The organism is Ancylobacter polymorphus (genome assembly GCF_022836935.1).
GTDB classification, from domain to species: Bacteria; Pseudomonadota; Alphaproteobacteria; order Rhizobiales; family Xanthobacteraceae; genus Ancylobacter; species Ancylobacter polymorphus_A.
On the sequence record NZ_CP083239.1, the window covers coordinates 2,638,069 to 2,655,298 of the forward strand.

The 17,230-nt window shown below is 69.8% G+C and carries 17 protein-coding genes; 8 read left to right on the forward strand and 9 right to left on the reverse strand.

Annotated elements, in window-relative coordinates; genetic code table 11:
• Positions 1-43: 43 nt before the first annotated feature.
• Genes phnL through K9D25_RS12465 form a run of 4 tightly spaced genes read left to right on the forward strand, consistent with a single transcriptional unit; the run spans position 44 to position 3,179 of the window.
• On the forward strand, positions 44-751 hold the full coding sequence (gene phnL / locus K9D25_RS12450) for a phosphonate C-P lyase system protein PhnL (RefSeq protein WP_244375583.1): 708 nt from the start codon (positions 44-46) through the stop codon (positions 749-751).
• Positions 752-772: 21 nt separating this feature from the next.
• Entirely contained in the window at positions 773-1,915 is a 1,143-nt protein-coding gene (locus tag K9D25_RS12455) for an alpha-D-ribose 1-methylphosphonate 5-triphosphate diphosphatase (RefSeq protein WP_244375585.1), read from the forward strand.
• A complete protein-coding gene (gene phnN, locus K9D25_RS12460) occupies positions 1,912-2,502 on the forward strand; it encodes a phosphonate metabolism protein/1,5-bisphosphokinase (PRPP-forming) PhnN (RefSeq protein WP_347881445.1) in 591 nt (196 codons plus the stop codon). The genes K9D25_RS12455 and phnN overlap by 4 nt, the downstream gene beginning before the upstream one ends.
• A 41-nt stretch (positions 2,503-2,543) precedes the next feature.
• Complete coding sequence (locus K9D25_RS12465; RefSeq protein WP_244375587.1) at positions 2,544-3,179, forward strand: hypothetical protein; 636 nt, start codon at positions 2,544-2,546, stop codon at positions 3,177-3,179.
• 81 nt (positions 3,180-3,260) lie between these two features.
• Here the strand turns inward: K9D25_RS12465 and K9D25_RS12470 are convergent, their stop codons facing one another.
• Entirely contained in the window at positions 3,261-3,536 is a 276-nt protein-coding gene (locus K9D25_RS12470) for a DUF1153 domain-containing protein (protein WP_244375589.1), read from the reverse strand.
• Positions 3,537-3,827: 291 nt separating this feature from the next.
• On the opposite strand from K9D25_RS12470, the gene mnmA reads away from it, so the two are divergent.
• The 3 genes from mnmA (at position 3,828) to K9D25_RS12485 (ending at position 7,156) form a co-directional block, all read left to right on the forward strand.
• A complete protein-coding gene (gene mnmA, locus K9D25_RS12475) occupies positions 3,828-5,015 on the forward strand; it encodes a tRNA 2-thiouridine(34) synthase MnmA (protein WP_244375590.1) in 1,188 nt (395 codons plus the stop codon).
• Positions 5,016-5,164: 149 nt separating this feature from the next.
• Complete coding sequence (locus tag K9D25_RS12480) at positions 5,165-5,848, forward strand: class I SAM-dependent methyltransferase (protein ID WP_244375591.1); 684 nt, start codon at positions 5,165-5,167, stop codon at positions 5,846-5,848.
• Between the two features lie 75 nt (positions 5,849-5,923).
• On the forward strand, positions 5,924-7,156 hold the full coding sequence (locus K9D25_RS12485; protein ID WP_244375593.1) for an alpha/beta hydrolase: 1,233 nt from the start codon (positions 5,924-5,926) through the stop codon (positions 7,154-7,156).
• Positions 7,157-7,161: 5 nt separating this feature from the next.
• On the opposite strand, the gene K9D25_RS12490 is transcribed toward K9D25_RS12485, so the two are convergent.
• From K9D25_RS12490 to K9D25_RS12505, 4 genes are all read right to left on the reverse strand, one after another.
• Positions 7,162-7,785, reverse strand: coding sequence for a hypothetical protein (locus K9D25_RS12490; protein WP_244375595.1), 624 nt, complete (start codon positions 7,783-7,785; stop codon positions 7,162-7,164).
• Positions 7,786-7,788: 3 nt separating this feature from the next.
• Positions 7,789-8,013 (reverse strand): DUF2188 domain-containing protein, encoded by a 225-nt coding sequence (locus K9D25_RS12495; protein WP_244375597.1) that lies wholly within the window; start codon positions 8,011-8,013, stop codon positions 7,789-7,791.
• A gap of 99 nt (positions 8,014-8,112) precedes the next feature.
• Positions 8,113-9,081 carry a glutathione S-transferase family protein gene (locus tag K9D25_RS12500; protein WP_244375599.1) on the reverse strand — a complete coding sequence of 323 codons (969 nt, stop codon included), beginning with the start codon at positions 9,079-9,081 and terminating at the stop codon, positions 8,113-8,115.
• Positions 9,082-9,181: 100 nt separating this feature from the next.
• Positions 9,182-9,709 carry a GNAT family N-acetyltransferase gene (locus tag K9D25_RS12505; RefSeq protein ID WP_244375601.1) on the reverse strand — a complete coding sequence of 176 codons (528 nt, stop codon included), beginning with the start codon at positions 9,707-9,709 and terminating at the stop codon, positions 9,182-9,184.
• Between the two features lie 241 nt (positions 9,710-9,950).
• Between K9D25_RS12505 and K9D25_RS12510 the strand changes: the two genes are divergently transcribed.
• Complete coding sequence (locus K9D25_RS12510) at positions 9,951-10,496, forward strand: GNAT family N-acetyltransferase (protein WP_244375603.1); 546 nt, start codon at positions 9,951-9,953, stop codon at positions 10,494-10,496.
• Here K9D25_RS12510 and K9D25_RS12515 read toward each other — a convergent pair.
• The 4 genes from K9D25_RS12515 to K9D25_RS12530 all read right to left on the reverse strand — a co-directional run bounded on the left by K9D25_RS12515 (position 10,481) and on the right by K9D25_RS12530 (position 17,187).
• Positions 10,481-11,005 carry a dihydrofolate reductase family protein gene (locus tag K9D25_RS12515; protein WP_244375605.1) on the reverse strand — a complete coding sequence of 175 codons (525 nt, stop codon included), beginning with the start codon at positions 11,003-11,005 and terminating at the stop codon, positions 10,481-10,483. The two genes, K9D25_RS12510 and K9D25_RS12515, sit on opposite strands and share 16 nt — an antisense overlap.
• A 98-nt stretch (positions 11,006-11,103) precedes the next feature.
• Positions 11,104-13,176 (reverse strand): hypothetical protein, encoded by a 2,073-nt coding sequence (locus K9D25_RS12520; protein ID WP_244375607.1) that lies wholly within the window; start codon positions 13,174-13,176, stop codon positions 11,104-11,106.
• 166 nt (positions 13,177-13,342) lie between these two features.
• Positions 13,343-16,243: a DUF4159 domain-containing protein gene (locus K9D25_RS12525; RefSeq protein ID WP_244375609.1), complete on the reverse strand. Its 2,901-nt coding sequence runs from the start codon at positions 16,241-16,243 to the stop codon at positions 13,343-13,345.
• Positions 16,240-17,187, reverse strand: a complete 948-nt coding sequence (locus K9D25_RS12530) for a DUF58 domain-containing protein (RefSeq protein WP_244375611.1) — start codon at positions 17,185-17,187, stop codon at positions 16,240-16,242. The genes K9D25_RS12525 and K9D25_RS12530 overlap by 4 nt, the downstream gene beginning before the upstream one ends.
• Between the last annotated feature and the right edge of the window lie 43 nt (positions 17,188-17,230).

The window sequence follows — 17,230 nt, forward strand, 5'->3', positions numbered from 1 at the left end:
GCTCTCCGCTTCGCTTCGGCCGGGTTGACAAGGAAGACACGACATGGCGACTAACCCCATCCTTTCCGTTTCCGGCGTCGCCAAGACCTTCATCCTGCATCTGCGCGAAGGGGCACGGCTGCCCGTGGTCAACGGCGCCGGCTTCGACCTCTATGCCGGCGAGTGCGTGGCGCTCGGCGGGCCTTCGGGCGCGGGCAAAAGCTCGCTGCTGAAGATGGTGTACGGCAATTACCGCGTCGATGACGGCGCGATCCGCGTGCGCGATGGCGACGAGGTGGTGGATGTCGCCACCGCGCCGCCGCGCCGGCTGATCCGCTTGCGCGACACCGCCATGGGCTATGTCAGCCAGTTCCTGCGGGTGATCCCCCGCGTCGGCGCCCTCGACGTGGTGGCCGAACCGCTGATCCATGACGGCGTGGCGGCGGAGGAGGCGGTGGCGCGGGCGGGCGAGCTGCTCGCCCGGCTGAACCTGCCGGAGCGGCTGTGGGCCCTGCCGCCCGCCACCTTCTCCGGCGGCGAGCAGCAGCGGGTGAACATCGCGCGCGGGCTCATCGCCCATCGCCCGCTGCTCCTGATGGACGAGCCGACCGCCTCGCTGGACGCGGCCAATCGTGCCGTGGTGGTGGAACTGATCGAGGAGAAGAAGCGGGCCGGCGTCGCCATTCTCGGCATTTTCCACGATGCGGAAGTGCGCGAGGCGGTGTGCGACCGGGTGATCGACGTGACGAGCTTCGGCCAGGTGGCGGCGTGAAAGCGGCGGCGTGAGGGAATGATGAACGAGACGGTCTACGCCAACGCCCTGCTGGTGCTGGAAGACGAGGTGCGCCCCGGCCATCTCGTGGTGCGCGACGGGATCATCGCCGAGATCGGCGAGGGCACGGCACCGCGCGGCGCCATCGACATGGGCGGCGACCATGTGCTGCCCGGCTTTGTCGAACTGCACACCGATCATGTGGAAGGCCATCTCTACCCGCGCCCGCGCGTGACCTGGAACGCCTTCGCGGCGGTGACCGCCTATGACGCGCAGATCGCCGCTTCCGGCATCACCACCGTGTTCGATTCGCTGCGGGTGTGGCCGGACAAGCGCGCGGCCGGCATGGATGGCGACGCGGCGCTGCTCGCCGCCACGGTGCGCGAGGCGGGCGACGCCGGCGTGCTGCGGGCGGAACATTTCGTGCATCTGCGCTGCGAAGTGACCGCCGACGGCGTGGTGGAGGAAGCGGGCGCGCTGCTCGACGAGGCCGGCGTGCGGCTGATCTCGCTGATGGACCACACGCCGGGGCAGCGCCAGTTCATGACAGAGGCGCAGTTCCGCAGCTATTACAAGAAGAAGAGCGGCATGAGCGACGCCGAGCTCGACCTCATCGTTTCCGAGCGGCAGGAGGCGCATGCCCGCTACGCCCGACCCAACCGCGCCCGGCTGGTGGAGATGGCCCGCGCGCAGGGCATCGTGCTGGCGAGCCATGACGACGCCACCGACGATCACGTCGCCGAGGCGATCGGGGACGGGGTGGCGATCGCCGAATTTCCCACCACCGACCGCGCGGCGGACGCCTCGCATGCCGCTGGCATCCGCGTGCTGATGGGCGCGCCCAACATCGTGCGCGGCGGCTCGCACACCGGCAATGTCGCCGCCGAGAGCCTGGCGCGGCGGGGCGTGCTCGACATTCTCTCCTCCGACTATGTGCCCGGCAGCCTGCTGCTGGCGGCGTTCGACCTGCCGGCGCGTACGGAAGGCGTCATCACCCTGCCGCAGGCGGTGGCGATGGTGAGCGCCAATCCGGCGCAGGCGGCGGGGCTCAGCGATCGCGGCCGGCTGGCGCCGGGGCTGCGGGCGGATTTCATCCGCGTCTCGGCGGCCGGGGCCGGCCCGGCGGCGCGGGCGGTGTGGCGGCAGGGGGAGCGCGTGGCGTGAACGGCGAGGCAATGGTGGCGCAGGCTCTGGACGTGGGCGAAAAACTCGGCCCCGGCCTGCTGGTGCTGGTGGTCGGCCCCTCGGGCGCCGGCAAGGACACGCTGCTCGCCTATGCCCGCGCGCGGCTGGCCGAGCGCACCGACCTGCGCTTCGCCCGCCGGCGCATCACCCGGCCGGCGGATGCCACCGAGAACCATATCGCGCTGGACGAGCGCGATTTCGCGCAAGGCGTCGCGCTTGGCAGCTTCCCGCTCTACTGGCGGGCCAACGGGCTCAGCTACGCGCTGGGGGCGGAGGTGGCGGAGGATATTCTCGCCGGCTGCACCGTGGTCGCCAATGGCTCGCGCGCGGCGGTGAGCGAGGCGCGCCGCCGCTTCGCCCGGGTGAAGATTGTGCATGTCACCGCGCCGGTGGAGATGCTGGCCGCGCGCATCGCCGCGCGGGGGCGCGAGAGCGCGCAGGACGTGCTCGCCCGGCTGAAGCGCGAGCCCGCGCTCGACGCCCCGCCGGACCTCACCGTGCTGAATGTCGGGACGGTGGAGACCGCCGGCGCGGCGCTGGCGGATTTTCTGGGCGGGCTCGGCTGAGGGGGGGCGACGAGGGCCCGCCGCGCCAGCTAAGCTGCGGCATGATCCGCGCGTCGCTCGTCGATTTTCTCAACACTGGCTGCCTCGGGCCTGTCCGGCCGGGCGCTTCGATGGAGGAAATCGTCGCCCTGCTGGGGGAGCCGACCAAGACGATCGGTGAGCCGGCGCCGCATGCGACGCGGCAGCCCTACTGGCTATACGGCAATCTTGAAATTAGCTTCGCGCAGCCCGAGGGAGCGGCGCCCTTTGTCGAGTTCCTGCAGCTCGACAGGCCGGAGCGTCTGCACGGCGTCGCCCGCCGCGTGGCGCCTCGCCTCATGCTCGACCTTCACGGGTTCCATGCACGCTCACGTCCCTCCGCGTTCATTCGTGCGGTGGATGAGATCGACAAGGTGAGCGTGTGTCTGGTCGACATCGCCCATTACCCCGCCGTGACGGTGTATGTCGGTGAAGAAATCGAGATCAATTTCGACCTTGGCGCCGAAGATCCCGTCGAGACCTTGCCGGCGCTTGCCGGTTATGCGCGCCGGCTCGACGGTGAGGCGAGCTGGGCCGATTTCTATTCTTATGATCCCCGCTGCCGACCCAGCCGGCGCGCGCGGGAAGAGACCTGGCCGGGCCGCTATGCACCGTTCATGCTGACGGGGCGCGACTATCTCGCGGCGCTGGAGGGCTGAGGCCGAGGGGGAAGCCGGCTTGCGGGCTTATGGGGAGACGTCGGGCGGCGGCGGCCGGAAATGTCGGACGCCGTCGCCGCTTTACTGCCGGTATTGCTGGATGCGCGTGGTGCGCAGGCCGGCGAGGCCGTGGCGGTCGATGGAGGCCTGCCAGGACAGAAATTCTTCCGTGGTCAACGTATAGCGGCTGCAGGCTTCCTCCAGGCTGAGGAGCCCGCCGCGGACGGCGGCAACGACTTCCGCCTTGCGGCGGATGACCCAGCGCCGGGTGTTCGGCGGGGGCAGATCGGCAATGGTCAACGGACTTCCGTCCGGCCCGATTACATACTTCACCCTCGGGCGATAGGGTTCTGTCATGTTTCACTCACTCAATACACACGACCAATGAAAGTGAGCATAGCGATGGAGATTTAAATATTCTCCTAAGCGAATCACCACCCCGTGAGCGCTAAGTGATTGCTGCTTCGTTAATAGTTGCGAAGGAGTTTGTTTACTTTTCGTGCCGCAACGGCAACACCTCCGGCGTCTGCGCTTGGGCAAAATGTTACCGCAGACGCCCGGGCGCGCCGCGCAGGGTTCATGAAATCGCCGAGGTGCCCTATATAGTGCGTCGCACGCGTCCTTTTTTCTCCCGGTTTCCGCCCCGCCATGATCCGTCTCGACGACACCGACCGAGCCCCCAGCCAGACGCGCGTCGTGGTCGCGATGTCGGGCGGCGTGGATTCCTCCGTCGTCGCCGCGCTTTACGCGCAGGCGGGCTATGATGTGGTGGGGGTGACGCTGCAGCTCTACGACCATGGCGAGGCGATGCACCACCGCCCCGGCGCCTGCTGCGCCGGGCAGGACATCTATGACGCGCGCACCGTGGCCGAAAAGCTCGGCATTCCCCATTACGTGCTCGACTATGAAAGCCGCTTCCGCCACGCGGTGATCGAGCGCTTCGCCGATGCCTATGCGGCCGGCGAGACGCCCATTCCCTGCGTCGACTGCAATCGCACGGTGAAGTTCCGCGATTTGCTGGAGACCGCGCGCGACCTCGGCGCCGACATTCTCGCCACCGGCCATTATGTCGCCAGCCGGACGATGGACGGCGGGCGGCGCGGCCTGTTCCGCCCGCTGGATGAGAACCGCGACCAGAGCTATTTCCTCTACGCCACCACCCAGGCGCAGATCGACATGCTGCGCTTTCCGCTCGGCGAGACCACCAAGCCGGAAGTGCGGGCGCTGGCCGAGGGCTTCGGGCTGAAGGTGGCGGACAAGCCGGACAGCCAGGACATCTGCTTCGTGCCCAATGGCCATTACACCGCCATTGTCGAGAAGCTGCGCCCGGAGGCGGCCGAGCCGGGCGAGATCGTGCATCTCGACGGGCGGGTGCTGGGCCGGCATGCCGGGGTGATGCGCTTCACCATCGGCCAGCGCAAGGGGCTGGGCATCGCCGCTTCCGAGCCGCTCTATGTGGTGGGCATCGATGCCGGCCGCCGGCAGGTGGTGGTGGGCCCGCGCGCCGCGCTCGGCGTTTCCGCCATCCGCATCGACGAGGTGAACTGGCTCGGCGAGGAAACGCTTGAGGAGGCCGCCGCGCGCGAGCGCGAGCTTTATGTGAAGGTGCGTTCCTCCCGCGCGCCGGTGCCCGGTCATCTTGCCCCCGCCGAGGGCGGCGGGGTGGAGGTGCGGCTGCACGGCACCGAGGAAGGCGTGGCGCCGGGGCAGGCCTGCGTGTTCTACGAGGATGGCGAGGCCGGTACCCGCATGCTCGGCGGCGGCGTGATCCGCCGCAAGCTGGCGCCGTTCACCACACTGACACGTGACGCGGAGATGATGGCACATTCGGCCTGAGTTGACGTTACGTTAGAGCCCTTTCCGATCCGGTGAATTCACCGGATCGATAAGAAAGTGCTCCAAGATCAGGAAACTGCAGCCGCGTCGCATCGCGACAAGGCTGCAGGAATGGGCGCGCCGGCCCGGGGTTGTGCAAGGGGAACCGCATGAAGACCGATCTCGATCACGCCACCGTTCAAGAGGCCTATGCCGGCTGGGCGCCGATTTACGATATCGTCTTCGGCGCGGTGTTCGAGCCCGGCCGCAAGGCGGCGCTGCAGGCGGCGGAAAAGATCGGCGGGCGGATCCTCGATTTCGGTGTCGGCACCGGCTTCGCCCTGCCGGCCTATAAGCGCAGCAACCGCATCGTCGGCGTCGACATTTCCGAGCCCATGCTGCGCAAGGCGCATGAGAAGGTGGCGAAGGAAAACCTCACCCATGTCGAGGGCCTTTGCCTGATGGACGGCGCCCATATGGGTTTTGCCGACAATTCCTTCGACGTGGTGATGGCGCAGTTCGTCATCACCGTGGTGCCGCACCCCGAGGAGACGCTGGACGAGATGGCCCGCGTGCTGAAGCCCGGCGGCGAGATCATTCTGGTGAACCATCTCGGCGCCGAGGACGGCCCGCGCGCCGCTTTCGAGCGCTGGTTCGCCCGCCGCGCCCGCAAGCTCGGCTGGCGCCCGGAATTCCAGTTCGCCCGGCTGCACAATTGGGCGGTGCGCAACGGCACGGTGGATTTGCCCGTTAAGCGCGACGTGGCGCTCGGCATGTACACCATGGTGCGCTTCCGCAAGCGCACCGAGGCGGAGATGGCCTCCGCCCACGAGAGCGTGGCGCTGGTCGGCTGAGGGTGGTATCTGGCGGGGGCGTGCCGGCGCCCTGCCGGTCCGCGGCCCGCCACCCCCCCCAGCTTCCGGCAGATCATGGCCCTGTTCTCCCGCCGTCGCGGCATCGCCGCGCCTTTCGCCCTGTTCTTCAGCCTGCTCGCCCTTGCCATCGCCGCCCCGGCGCGGGCGCAGGAGGCCGGCGCCGTCACTGTGGCCGGCGGCGTGCGTTATGAATTTCTCGAACGCTGGGATGTCGCGCGCCTGAACGAGGTGCTCAACAAGCAGATTCCGGCCTTTGCCGGCATTAGCGTCAGCTACACGCCTGCGAAGAACGCGGTGAAGCTCTATCGCGTCACCTATCCCAGCCTCATTCCCGAACGCGGTAACCGGCCGACCGTGGCCACGGGGCTGATCGCCATTCCCGATCTGCCCGGCAGCCGCTTCCCGCTGGTGTCCTACCAGCACGGCACGGTGTACGGGAAACAGGAGGTGCCGTCCTTCATCGCCCAGTCGCCGGAGACGGCGCTGATGGTCGCCCAGTTCGCCGGGCAGGGCTATGTGGTGATCGGCGCCGATTATTTCGGCCTCGGCCTCTCCACCGAGCCGGAGGGCTATATGGTGAAGGCGAGTCACCAGCAGGCCACCGCCGACATGCTCGCCGCCAGCCGGCAGGTACTGGCGGCGCTGAAGATCGACACGCCGAAGCTCTATCTCGCCGGGTGGTCGCAGGGCGGCTTCGTCACCATGGCGCTCTTGGAAAAGCTGGAGGCGGAGGGCGTGAAGGTGGACGCCGCCGCCACCGCCAGCGCGCCGGTGGACATCTATGTCGCGCTGAGCGGGTTTCTCGACTTTCCCCGCCCCAATGACGCGTCATGGGTGACCTCGCTGTTCATCCTCTCCTCTTTCTCGTTCGAGAATTACTATGGCGTGCCGGGGCTGGCGCGGGCGCTGCTGACGGACGAGACCTATGAGATCGCCCGCAAGGCCTATGCGCGCGAGCCCTATGACCCCGCCGCCATTCCCACCGACCTCAAGAAGCTGATCCGCCCGGCCTATTTCGACCCGCAGTTCTTTGCCGAGTCGGCCTATGGGCGGCTGGTCAAGGCGACCACCGCCTATCGCTGGGTCATCAAGTCGCCGGTGCGGAATTACTACGGCGAGGCCGACGAGGTGATCACCCCCGGCCTCGGCCAGCTGGCGCAGACCTATCAGCGGGCGATGGGCACGGGCAACCCGGCGGTGGAGGCGGTCTCGACCGGCAAGACCACCCATCGCGGCACCTTCGCCACCGCCGTGCCGCAGTGGAAGGCGTGGTTCGACGGGAAGTGAGGGGGCTAGGGGCGCCCATCGCTGGCGACCCATTGCTTCATCGCCACCAACAATTCAGCGGTCGGGTAATCTCTGATGTCGCGCTCGGAGAACCCTGCCGCCAGTTGCTGCTCATAATACCACGTCTGGAAGTCTTCATAGGCCGCGAGTATGCGCGTGGCGCCATCGGCCCGGATGTCGGCTTCGCTCACCAGCCAGTTGCGGACTTTGCGGATGGCGGTGGCAAACTGTCCCGCATGAGCCTGGATGTCGCAGCCGGCGAGATCCGAAATGGCGGCCTGATAACGATAAGGCTTTTCTTCCAGGATGAGGATTCTCTTGGCCCGGTGCTCGCCACCCGAGAACTGCCGGCAGCCATAGTCGAGGCCAAGTTCGAACGGCATGTTGAGCCGAAAATGCTCGCCCCGGCGGCGTGCCTGAATGCGGCTGAGATCGTGGATCGAGTATTTCGACTCCGCGATAAGCGTTTTGATTTTCTCTAGCCGCACCGCCCCAGAATCGGCACTTTCCGTGGCGATCCGCGGCGTAAAGCCGAGATAGATCGTGCAGAACAGCACCGCCTGAAGGATCGGCTCGAATTCTTCATCGAATGGGCAATTGATAAAGACGCTTCTGGCGAAGTCCGACAAGCATCACCCTTTGGGCGGGAAGGGATCCTTGCCGTAGGACAAGCGCTCGCGAATGCGGCCATCGGTGCCGTGAATGTAAAGCTCGGTGCCGCGCTCCTTGGCAATCGAGCGTGCGCGCGCAACGGCTTCCTGTTGGGTGGCGAATGTCGCACTGGCGCGGCCGGCACCCGTCGTCCGGACGATCCATTTGTCGCCACGCGGCGCGACATGTTGCGATTTCGTCGACATGGCTATGCCTGATCTGGTCAATGCCTCTCACGGAATATAGGCGCCGCTTCGCACCGCGCAATCGAATTCCCGTCGGGGAAGTGGCTGAAGCGAGGCCCCTCACCCCCACCACACCTCCGGCCCCACCGGCACCACGCCGGTGGGGTTGATGGTCTTGTGGCTCTCGTAATAGTGCCGCTTGATGTGGGTGAGGTTCACCGTGCCCGCGACCCCCGGCAACGCGTAGAACGCCCGCACGAAGCGCGACAGGTTCGGATAGTCGAAGATGCGGCGGATATTGCACTTGAAGTGGCCGACATAGACCGGGTCGAAGCGGATCAGCGTGGTGAACAGGCGGATATCGGCCTCGGTCAGCGCCTCGCCCAGCAGCCAGTCGCGGCCCTCAAGCCGAGCTTCCAGCGCGTCCAGCTCCTTGAACAGGGCGGTGACCGCCTCCTCATAGGCGTCCTGCGCGGTGGCGAAGCCGGCCTTGTAGACGCCGTTGTTCACCGCGTCATAGACGCGGGCGTTCAGCGCGTCGATCTCGCCGGCGAGGGCGGCGGGGTAATAGTCGTGCCGGTCCTCGGTGAAGGCGGCGAAGGCGGTGTTGAGCATGCGGATGATTTCCGCCGACTCGTTGCTGACAATGGTGCCGCGCTTTTTGTCCCACAGCACCGGCACGGTGACGCGGCCGGAATAGGCGGGATCGGCGGCGAGATAGACCTCGTAGAGCCGCTGCTTGCCGAGCACGGCATCGGTGGTGGCGCCCTCGCTCCGGCGGGCGGCGTGGTCGGCGAACACCCAGCCTTCCGCGCCCATGAAGGGATCGACCACCGAGACGGAGACGATGTCTTCGAGCCCCTTCAGCGCCCGCATGATGAGGGTGCGGTGGGCCCAGGGGCAGGCGAGCGAGACATAGAGATGGTAACGCCCGGCCTCGGCGGGAAAGCCGCCTTCACCGGAAGGGCCGGGGCTGCCGTCCGCCGTGATCCAGTTGCGGAAGCTCGTCGTGGTGCGCACGAAGCGCCCGCCCGTGCTCTTGGTGTCGTACCATTTGTCGACCCACTTGCCTTCGACCAGCAGTCCCATGCGCGCTCTCCCTGTTGCCGCTGACAATAGGGCGCGCGGCGGAGGAGGCCAGCTTTCCCGTTTGCACGAAGGAGAGGGCGGTCTTGCGCGGATGCCGGTATCAGCCGGCCGGGGCGAGGCGCTTCACATAGAGCAGCGTCGCGGTCAGCCCGCCATGCGGCTTCAGTGCGAAATCCGGGATGGCGCCGACGCGTGTGAAGCCGGCTTTCTCATAGAGCCCGGCGGCGCCTTCCTCTTCGGCGGTGTCGAGCACCAGCAGGGTGCGGCCGCGCAGGGTGGCCTGCCGCTCGGCCTCAATCAGCAGCGCGCGGGCCAGGCCCCGGCCGCGAAAGGCAGGCGCGGTCATCATCTTGGCGATCTCGGCGCGGTGCGGCTGGTTCTCCGGCAGAGCGAGCAGCAGCGTCACGGTGCTGGCGAGCGTGCCGTCGACGAAGGCGCCGAACACGATGCGTTCCCCGCGCGCCGCCGCTTCCAGGCTGGCGCGGGCGAAGGCGGCGGCTTTTTCCGGCGCCACGGGATGCATGAAGCCGACCGAGCCGCCCCCCGCCACCGTCTCGATGAGCAGGGCGGCGAGAGCGTCGATGGTGGCGGTGTCGGGGCCGAGGGGGCGGATGTCGGGCGCGGTCATGCCGGGAGCCTATTCCATGCCCTTCGTGCCCGGCAACGGCTCGACCTCGCGCGCTGTCCGTGCTATCGGGCGCGTCCGATCGAGGAAAGCCCGATGTTCCGGTTGCCGGCCCAGCGACGACGAGACGAGCGAGCCCGCCGCGCCTTTGCGCGCGTGTGCCTGCCCGTTCGCGCCCGCCGGCGGCCGTGATCCACGGCCGCTCGGTGCGGCGAACCGCCGATCCTGAGCGCCGAGAGTCCCGATGACCGAGCTTTCCATTTCCCTGCTGCCCGAAACCCCCGCCGACGATGCCGCCATCGAGCGGCTGATCGCCCGCACCTTCGGCCCCGGCCGCTATGCCCGCACCGCCTTCCGGCTGCGCGAGGGCAATCCGCACCGGCGCGACCTCTCCTTCACCGCTTCCATCGGCACCATGCTGGTCGGCTCGGTGCGGCTGACGCCGATCGTCATCGGCGAACTGCCGGCGCTGCTGCTCGGGCCGCTGACGGTGGAACCGCCCTTCCGCTCGCACGGCATCGGCCGGCGGCTGGTGGAACGGGCGCTGGACGCGGCGAAGGCGGTGCTGGCGCAGGGCGACGGCGCGGCGCGGCTGGTGCTGCTGGTGGGCGACGAGCCCTATTATGGCCGCATGGGCTTTCAGCGCGTGCCGCGCGGGCAGGTGAGCCTGCCCGGCCCGGTTGACCCGGCGCGGGTGCTGGTGTGCCCGCTCGACGCCACGCCGCTGGACGAGGTGCGCGGCGCCGTGCGCAAGGCCTTCGCCCCGGCGGCGCTTCAGGAAAGCGCGTAGCGCAGGCGCGCCATGCCATTGGCGTAGCGTTCGGTGTCTTCAAGCTGCAGCCGCCGGGCCGGCGTTGCGCCCGGCGGAAACAGCGGAATGCCGCCCCCGAGCAGCACGGGGATCACGAACAGGTCCAGCCGGTCGAGGGCGTCGGCGGCGATGAAGGCCGCCTGCAGCCCGCCGCCGCCGACCACCCACGCGGCGCCGTCTCCGTTCGTCCGCACATGGTCGATGAGCGCCGGGACGCCTTCCGTCCAGGCGGCAACGCCGGCAGGGGCGTCGTCGAGCGGGCGCGAGGTGACGATGAGCCCGCGCCGTCCGGCATAGGGCCAGCCGCCCGGCATGGCCATGATCGCCTCATAGGTCGCGCGGCCCATCACCACCGTGCCGATTTCGGCAATGAAGGCGTGATAGCCGGAATCGACATCGTCGAACGGGGTGAGCCAGTCGAGGCCGCCATTACGGTCGGCGATGTAGCCATCAAGGCTGGCGGCGATGAAGCCATAGATGCGGGTCATGGGTGCTCCGACTCGTTGGCGCACGAACATGACCGGTCGCGGGCGCGGGGGCCAGCCCCGGCGTCCGCTTATGCAGAAGCCAAGCCGCCGGGTCGGCCTTACCGTCCCTCGCGGGCCCAGGCGGCGGCGACGCCGGCGAGCAGGATGAGCAGGCCGGACAGGCCGGCAAAGAGCGGGAACAGGCCGAGCCCGCGCACGACGGAAACCTCGCGCATCTGCAGGCCCATCCAGTCCTCGCCGGCGAAGCGCTCGCCCGAGCGCACCGCGACGACACGCGGGACAAAGCCGGCGAGGTCCGCCATGCGCCAGACGCCGCCGCCGGTCGCTTCCAGGATCGGGCGCAGCGTCTGCGTGGTCGAGGTCACCTCGGCGAATTCGAGCGGGTTGAGCGGGCCGATATTCACCAGCGCCGTGTGGGTGCCGTCGCTGGCGCGCCACAGGCCGAGCATGTCGGCGGGGAAGGTGACGCGGAACAGGCCGGGCGCGGCGGGTTCCAGCGTCACGCGCCGCGTGGCGCCGGTGGGTGTGGTGATGGTGACGGGCGGGGCGCTGTCGCCCATGGTCTGGCGCTCGACCATGATGTCGCCGCCGCTGGCCACCATGCGCAGCCGCTCCTCCTCCAGATCCGGCTCCTTCATCAGCCAGTGCGAGAGCCGGCGCAGCAGGTCGATATGCGGGCCGCCGCCCTCATAGCCGCGCGCCCACAGCCAGAAATGATCGGACAGCAGCAAGGCGACGCGGCCTTCGCCGACGCGGTCGAGCAGCACCACGGGCTTGCCGTTCGGCCCGTCCATCACGCTGGTGCCGCGCGCGGCATCGGTGTCGACCAGACGGAAGAAGCGCGACCAGGCCGGCGGCGTGCTCTCCGAGCCCGGCAGAGCGCGGGTGACGGGGTGGCGCTGGCCGGCTTCGGTCAGTTGCGGGCGGTAGGGCGTCTCGGTCATCTGCCCCGTCGGGCCGGCGGGCAGGATGGCGTCGAGCGGGGTGTAATAGACCGAGCCGTCGGAGATGTAGTCGGTGCCGGCGGAAACCAGCAGCGCGCCGCCCTCCTGCACATAGCGCACGATATTGTCGAAATAGATCATCGGCAGCACGCCCTGCTGGGCGTAGCGGTCGAAGATGATGAGATCGAAATCCTTGATCTTTTGCTGGAACAGCTCGCGCGTCGGGAAGGCGATGAGCGACAGCTCGTTGATCGGCGTGCCGTCCTGCTTTTCCGGCGGGCGCAGGATAGTGAAGTGGACGAGATCGACATTCGCGTCGGATTTCAGGAGGTTGCGCCAGGTGCGCTCGCCGACATGCGGCTCGCCGGAGACGAGCAGCACGCGCAGCTTGTCGCGCACGCCGTCAATGGAGACGGCGGCGCGGTTGTTGACCGGGGTGAGTTCGCCCTCCAGCCCGGCGGCCTCGATCTCGACGATGTTGGCGCCGGCATGGGTGATCTCGACATCCACCTGCGCCGGCTGGCCCGAGGTGACGATGGGGCGGGCCACCACCTCGCCGTCGCGGCGCACGGTGACGGCGACGCGCGCCCCGGCCGGGGCGCCCTCGTCCTCGACGCGGTAGCCGATGGTCTGGTTCTGCCCGACAATGCCGAAGCGCGGGGTGGAGGTGAGCGCCACGCGCCGGTCGCGCTCGCCCTCATGGCCGGAGATGATGGCATGCACCGGCGCGCGGAAGCCGAGCGCGGCGACGGTAGCGGGGATGTCGTGCACCCGCCCGTCGGTGAGGAAGATGGCGCCGGCCACCCGCTCGGGCGGCACATCGGCGAGGCCGGCGGAAAGCGCGGTGAACAGGCGCGTGCCGTCCACCTCGCCGGCGCCGCCGCCAGCGTCGATGAAGCGGATCTCGGCGCCCTGTTCCTTCAGCCGGGCGAGGCGGCTGTCCAGCTCGGCGCGGGCGGCCTGCGTCATCTGCGTGCGCTCGCCGAAATCCTGGCTGGCGCTCTGGTCGACGACGACGGCGACCACGGTGGAGAGCGGCTCGCGTTCCTCGCGGGTCAGCGAGGGATTGGCCAGCGCCAGCACGGCCAGCGCAATGGCGAGCGCGCGCAGCAGCGAGCCGCGCGTGCGCGAGACAATGACCAGAAGCGCCACCGCGCTGGCGATCACCGCCGCGGCGATCAGCCAGGGCAGCGGGATCAGCGGATCGAAGGCGAGGCCGAGATTCATGGGAGGCATCCGTCGGCGCGGGTTTTACCCCCTCTCCCCAGGGGGGAGAGGGATGGGGTGAGGGGGCTGCACGCACCGGCAGCGTCGTGGCCCCTCACCGACCCGCTGCGCGGGCCCCCTCTCCCCGACGGGGAGAGGGAGGCGGGCGGGGTGACCTGAAAACAACTCACTGCCCCAGCCTTTCCAGCAGCGCCGGCACATGCACCTGATCGGCCTTGTAGTTGCCGGTGAGCACATACATGACGAGGTTGGCGCCGGCGCGGAAGGCGAGTTCGCGCTGGCGCGGGCCGCCATCGGAGACCGGGAGCAGGGGCTGGCCGTATTCGTCCACCGCCCAGGCGCCGGCGAGGTCGTTGGAGGTGATGACGACCGGCGACACGCCGTCGCCGGCGCGGGCCGGGCGTTCCTCCGCCTCGTCGGCGGCGGGCAGCGCTTCCACCCAGGTGGTGCCGCCGGTGAAGCGGCCGGGGAAATCGCGCAGCAGATAGAACGCCTTGGTCAGCACATGGTCGCGCGGCACCGGCTCCAGCTCGGGAATGTCGAGCCCCTCCAGAATGGCGCGCAGCGTCGCATTGGCGGGCGAACCGGCGCCGTTGGAGCCGGGCAACGTGGTCTCGGCGTCGCGCGTGTCGAAGATGACGGTGCCGCCCTGCTTCATGAAGGCGTCGACGCGCGCCAGCGTCTGCGGGCTCGGGCGCTCGGCGCCGGGCACGATCGGCCAGTAGATCAGCGGGAAGAAGGAGAGCTCGTCGCGCGCGACGTCGACGCCCATCGGCTCGCCGGCTTCCAGCGCGGTGCGCTCACCGAGGAAATCGGTGAGCCCCTTCAGCCCGGCGCGGCTGACCGCGTCGGTCTCGGCATCGCCGGTGACGACATAGGCGAGGCGGGTGGAATTGGTCGCCTGCAGCGCGAAATCGATCTCGCCCGGCGTCATCGGCTTGTCCGGCGCGGCGGCCGGTGCAGGAGCCTGCGCGCTCTGGGCGAGCGGCGGGGTCATGGGCTTGGGCTGGGCATGGGCGTCGCCCGGCGCGCCGGTGGCGAGGCCGAGCGCCAGCAACAGCGCGGCCGCACCCCCGGCCGTCCGACGGGAGGTGAGGCGGGAGGCGCCGCCGGCGAGCAGGAACACGATCATGGCGTCGACCAGAAGGAGGGCCAGCAGCGCCACCAAGAGCGGCGCGCGCAAATCGCGCGGGGCGGCGTCGCGGTAGGGCTCCAGCCGGCCGAGGCTTGAGAGGTCCAGCGCCACCAGCCGGTCGCGCGGCAACAGGGCGTTGACCGCCACCAGCCCGTCCGGCGGGCCGTAGAAGCCCGGCGGATGGTCGGCGCTGGCGCGGCCGCGATAGCCGACGGGAATCGCCTTGGCGGTGGGCAGGGTCGGGCGGAAGGCGCCGAAGCCGTCGAGCAGCCGGGTGGGGGCGAGCGTCTCGCCACTCAGCACCGGCCCGCCGGTGGCATCCGTCGCGGCTTCGCTGGCGGTGGCACCGCCCAGCGCCACCACCCGGCGCAGCATTTCCACGAAGGCGCCCGAGATCGGCAGGTTCGACCACGACGTGTCGGCGGTGACGTGGAACAGCACCAGCGTGCCGGCGCCGCGCCGCTCGCCGGTGACGAGCGGCGTGCCATCGGTGAGCGTCGCCCAGGTGCGGGAGGCCAACAGCCCGTCGGGTTCGGCCAGCACCTGGCGGTTTACGGTGATGTCGTTCGGAACCGCCACGTCGCGGAACGGGCCTTCGGCCGAAAAGCCGCCGAGCGCCTGCGGCTGTTCCCAGGACAGCGAGCCGCCGAGCACGCGCCCGCCGCGCCGCAGCGTCACCGGCACCAGCTCGTCCGAGCCATTGGCGAGGCGCGGGCCGGCGAAGCGGATGAGCACGCCGCCGCCCTCCACCCAGCGGGCGAGGCGGGCCTGCGTCTGCGCCGGCAGGGTACCGACATCGGAGAGAATGATCACCGGCAGCTTCTGCTCGATGAAGCGGTCCACCGCCTCGGCAGTGGAGGTGCCCTCGGCGGTGCGGATATCGGCGAAGGGGGCGAGCGCCCGCGTGAGGTAATAGGACGGCGCGAGCAAGGGCTGGCGCTGGTCGGCGGCGACGCCGGAGACCACGCCGACGGTGCGGCGGCGCCAGCGCTTGTCGAGCAGCTGCACCGCGCCGGCAGAGGCCTCGTCGCGAATGTCGAGCCGTGCCACCTCGTTGCGGATTTCCACCGGCAGGTCGAAGCGGGCCTCGCTCTCGCCGGCGCCGGCGGTGAAGGCGAAGGGCGCCTCGCCCAGCGGCAGGCCGCGCATGTCATAGGCGCGCACCATGCCGGCGCGAGGTGCGCTCTCGCGGCCGGCGCGCAGCACCTTCACGGTGAGCGCGTCCACCGCATTGTCGGCCGCCGCCAGCGCCAGCGGCTCGGTGACGCCATCGACCAGCGTGGTGAGCGGCCGGTTGCCAATGATGGCGGCGAGATCGGCCGGGGCGGTGCCGGCGCTGTCGAGGGCGACGCCGTCGGAGAGATAGATCACGCTCGCCTCCGGCGCGGCGGCGAGCGCCTTGGCCAGGCTGGCGAAAGCCGGGGCGCGGTCGGGCACGAAGGCCGCGGGGGCGAGCGTGCGCAGCCGCTCGCGCGCCTCGCGCGGGGAGATCACGCGGGGCTCCAGCGGCGGCTCGCCGGTGGGGATGAGGATGACGCCGCGCCCTTCGAGATCGGCATCGGCGACCACGCCCTCGGCGCTGGCGAGGCGCGCAGACCAGCCGGCGGCGGCGGGCCAACCGGAATCGATGAGCAGCACCACCGGGCCGGACGAGGCCGGGCCGGCGACGGGCGGATTCCAGATCGGCCCGGCGGCGGCAAGGATGATGAGCGCGGCCAGCAGGAGCCGCAGCACGGTGAGCCACCACGGCGTGCGGGCCGGGGTTTCTTCCTTTGGCGGAATGTCGAGCAGCAGGCGCATTGGCGCGAAGGCGAGCTTGCGCGGACGCGGCGGCACGAGGCGCAGCAGGAACCAGAGCAGCGGCAGGGCGGCGAGCGCGGTCAGCAGCAGCGGGGTGGCGAAGGCGAGGGGCAGCCCGAAAAGTCCGGTCATGCCAGATGCCCCGAAACATGCCCCGTCTCGTCAGCGGCGCCCTCGCGCGGCGGCACGGCGCCAAGGCCGCCGCTCATGCGCGCATGCAGCGCCAGCAGCACCTCGCTCGCCGGCCGGTCGGTGCGGTGGACGAGGAAGCTCCAGCGGTGGCGCTCGGCCTCGCGGCGAATGGCGTCGCGATGGGCCGCGACGCGGGCGACATACTCCGCCCGCACCGTCTCGGCCCGGCCGATGGTCAGCGTGGCGCCGCTTTCCGGCTCGCGGAATTCGACGCGGCCGGAATAGGGGAAGGTCTCTTCCGCCGGATCGCACACCTGCACCACATGGCCGTTGGCGCCGGAGGAGGAGAGGCCGCCAAGGCTCGCCACCACCTCCCGCGTCGGGCTCCACAGGTCGCCGAGCAGCACCACTTCCGCCAGCGGCGAGGGAGCGAAGGCGGGCGGCAGGCTTTGCGGCAGGCTGGCGGCGTGGATGAGCGATTCCGCCATCTTCTCGACGATGCGGCGCGAGGCGGAAGGGCGCATCACGCCGGGAATGCCGACCCGCTCGCCACCCCGCACCAGCAGGTCCGCCAGGGCGAAGGCGAGCACGAGCGCGCGGTCGCGCTTGGTCTCCCACACCAGCGGCGAGGCAAACACCATGGAGGCGGAGAGGTCCGGCCAGATCCACACCGTGTGCGCGGCTTCCCATTCGCGCTCGCGGACATAGAGATGATCGTCCCGGGCGGAGCGGCGCCAGTCGACGCGGGCCGAGGGCTCGCCATCGTTGAAGCGGCGGTACTGCCAGAAATTCTCGCCCGTGCCGGCGCGGCGGCGCCCGTGCAGGCCGTGATAAACACTGGCGGCGATGCGGCGCGCTTCCAGCACCAGCCGGGGCATGGCCGCGACAAGGCCGGCCGCGTCCTGCGCGGCGCCTCGCACGGCGGTATCGGCGTCGAATTCCACCCGGTCAGGTCTCCGTCACACGGTTGGCGGCTCGCGCCGCCGT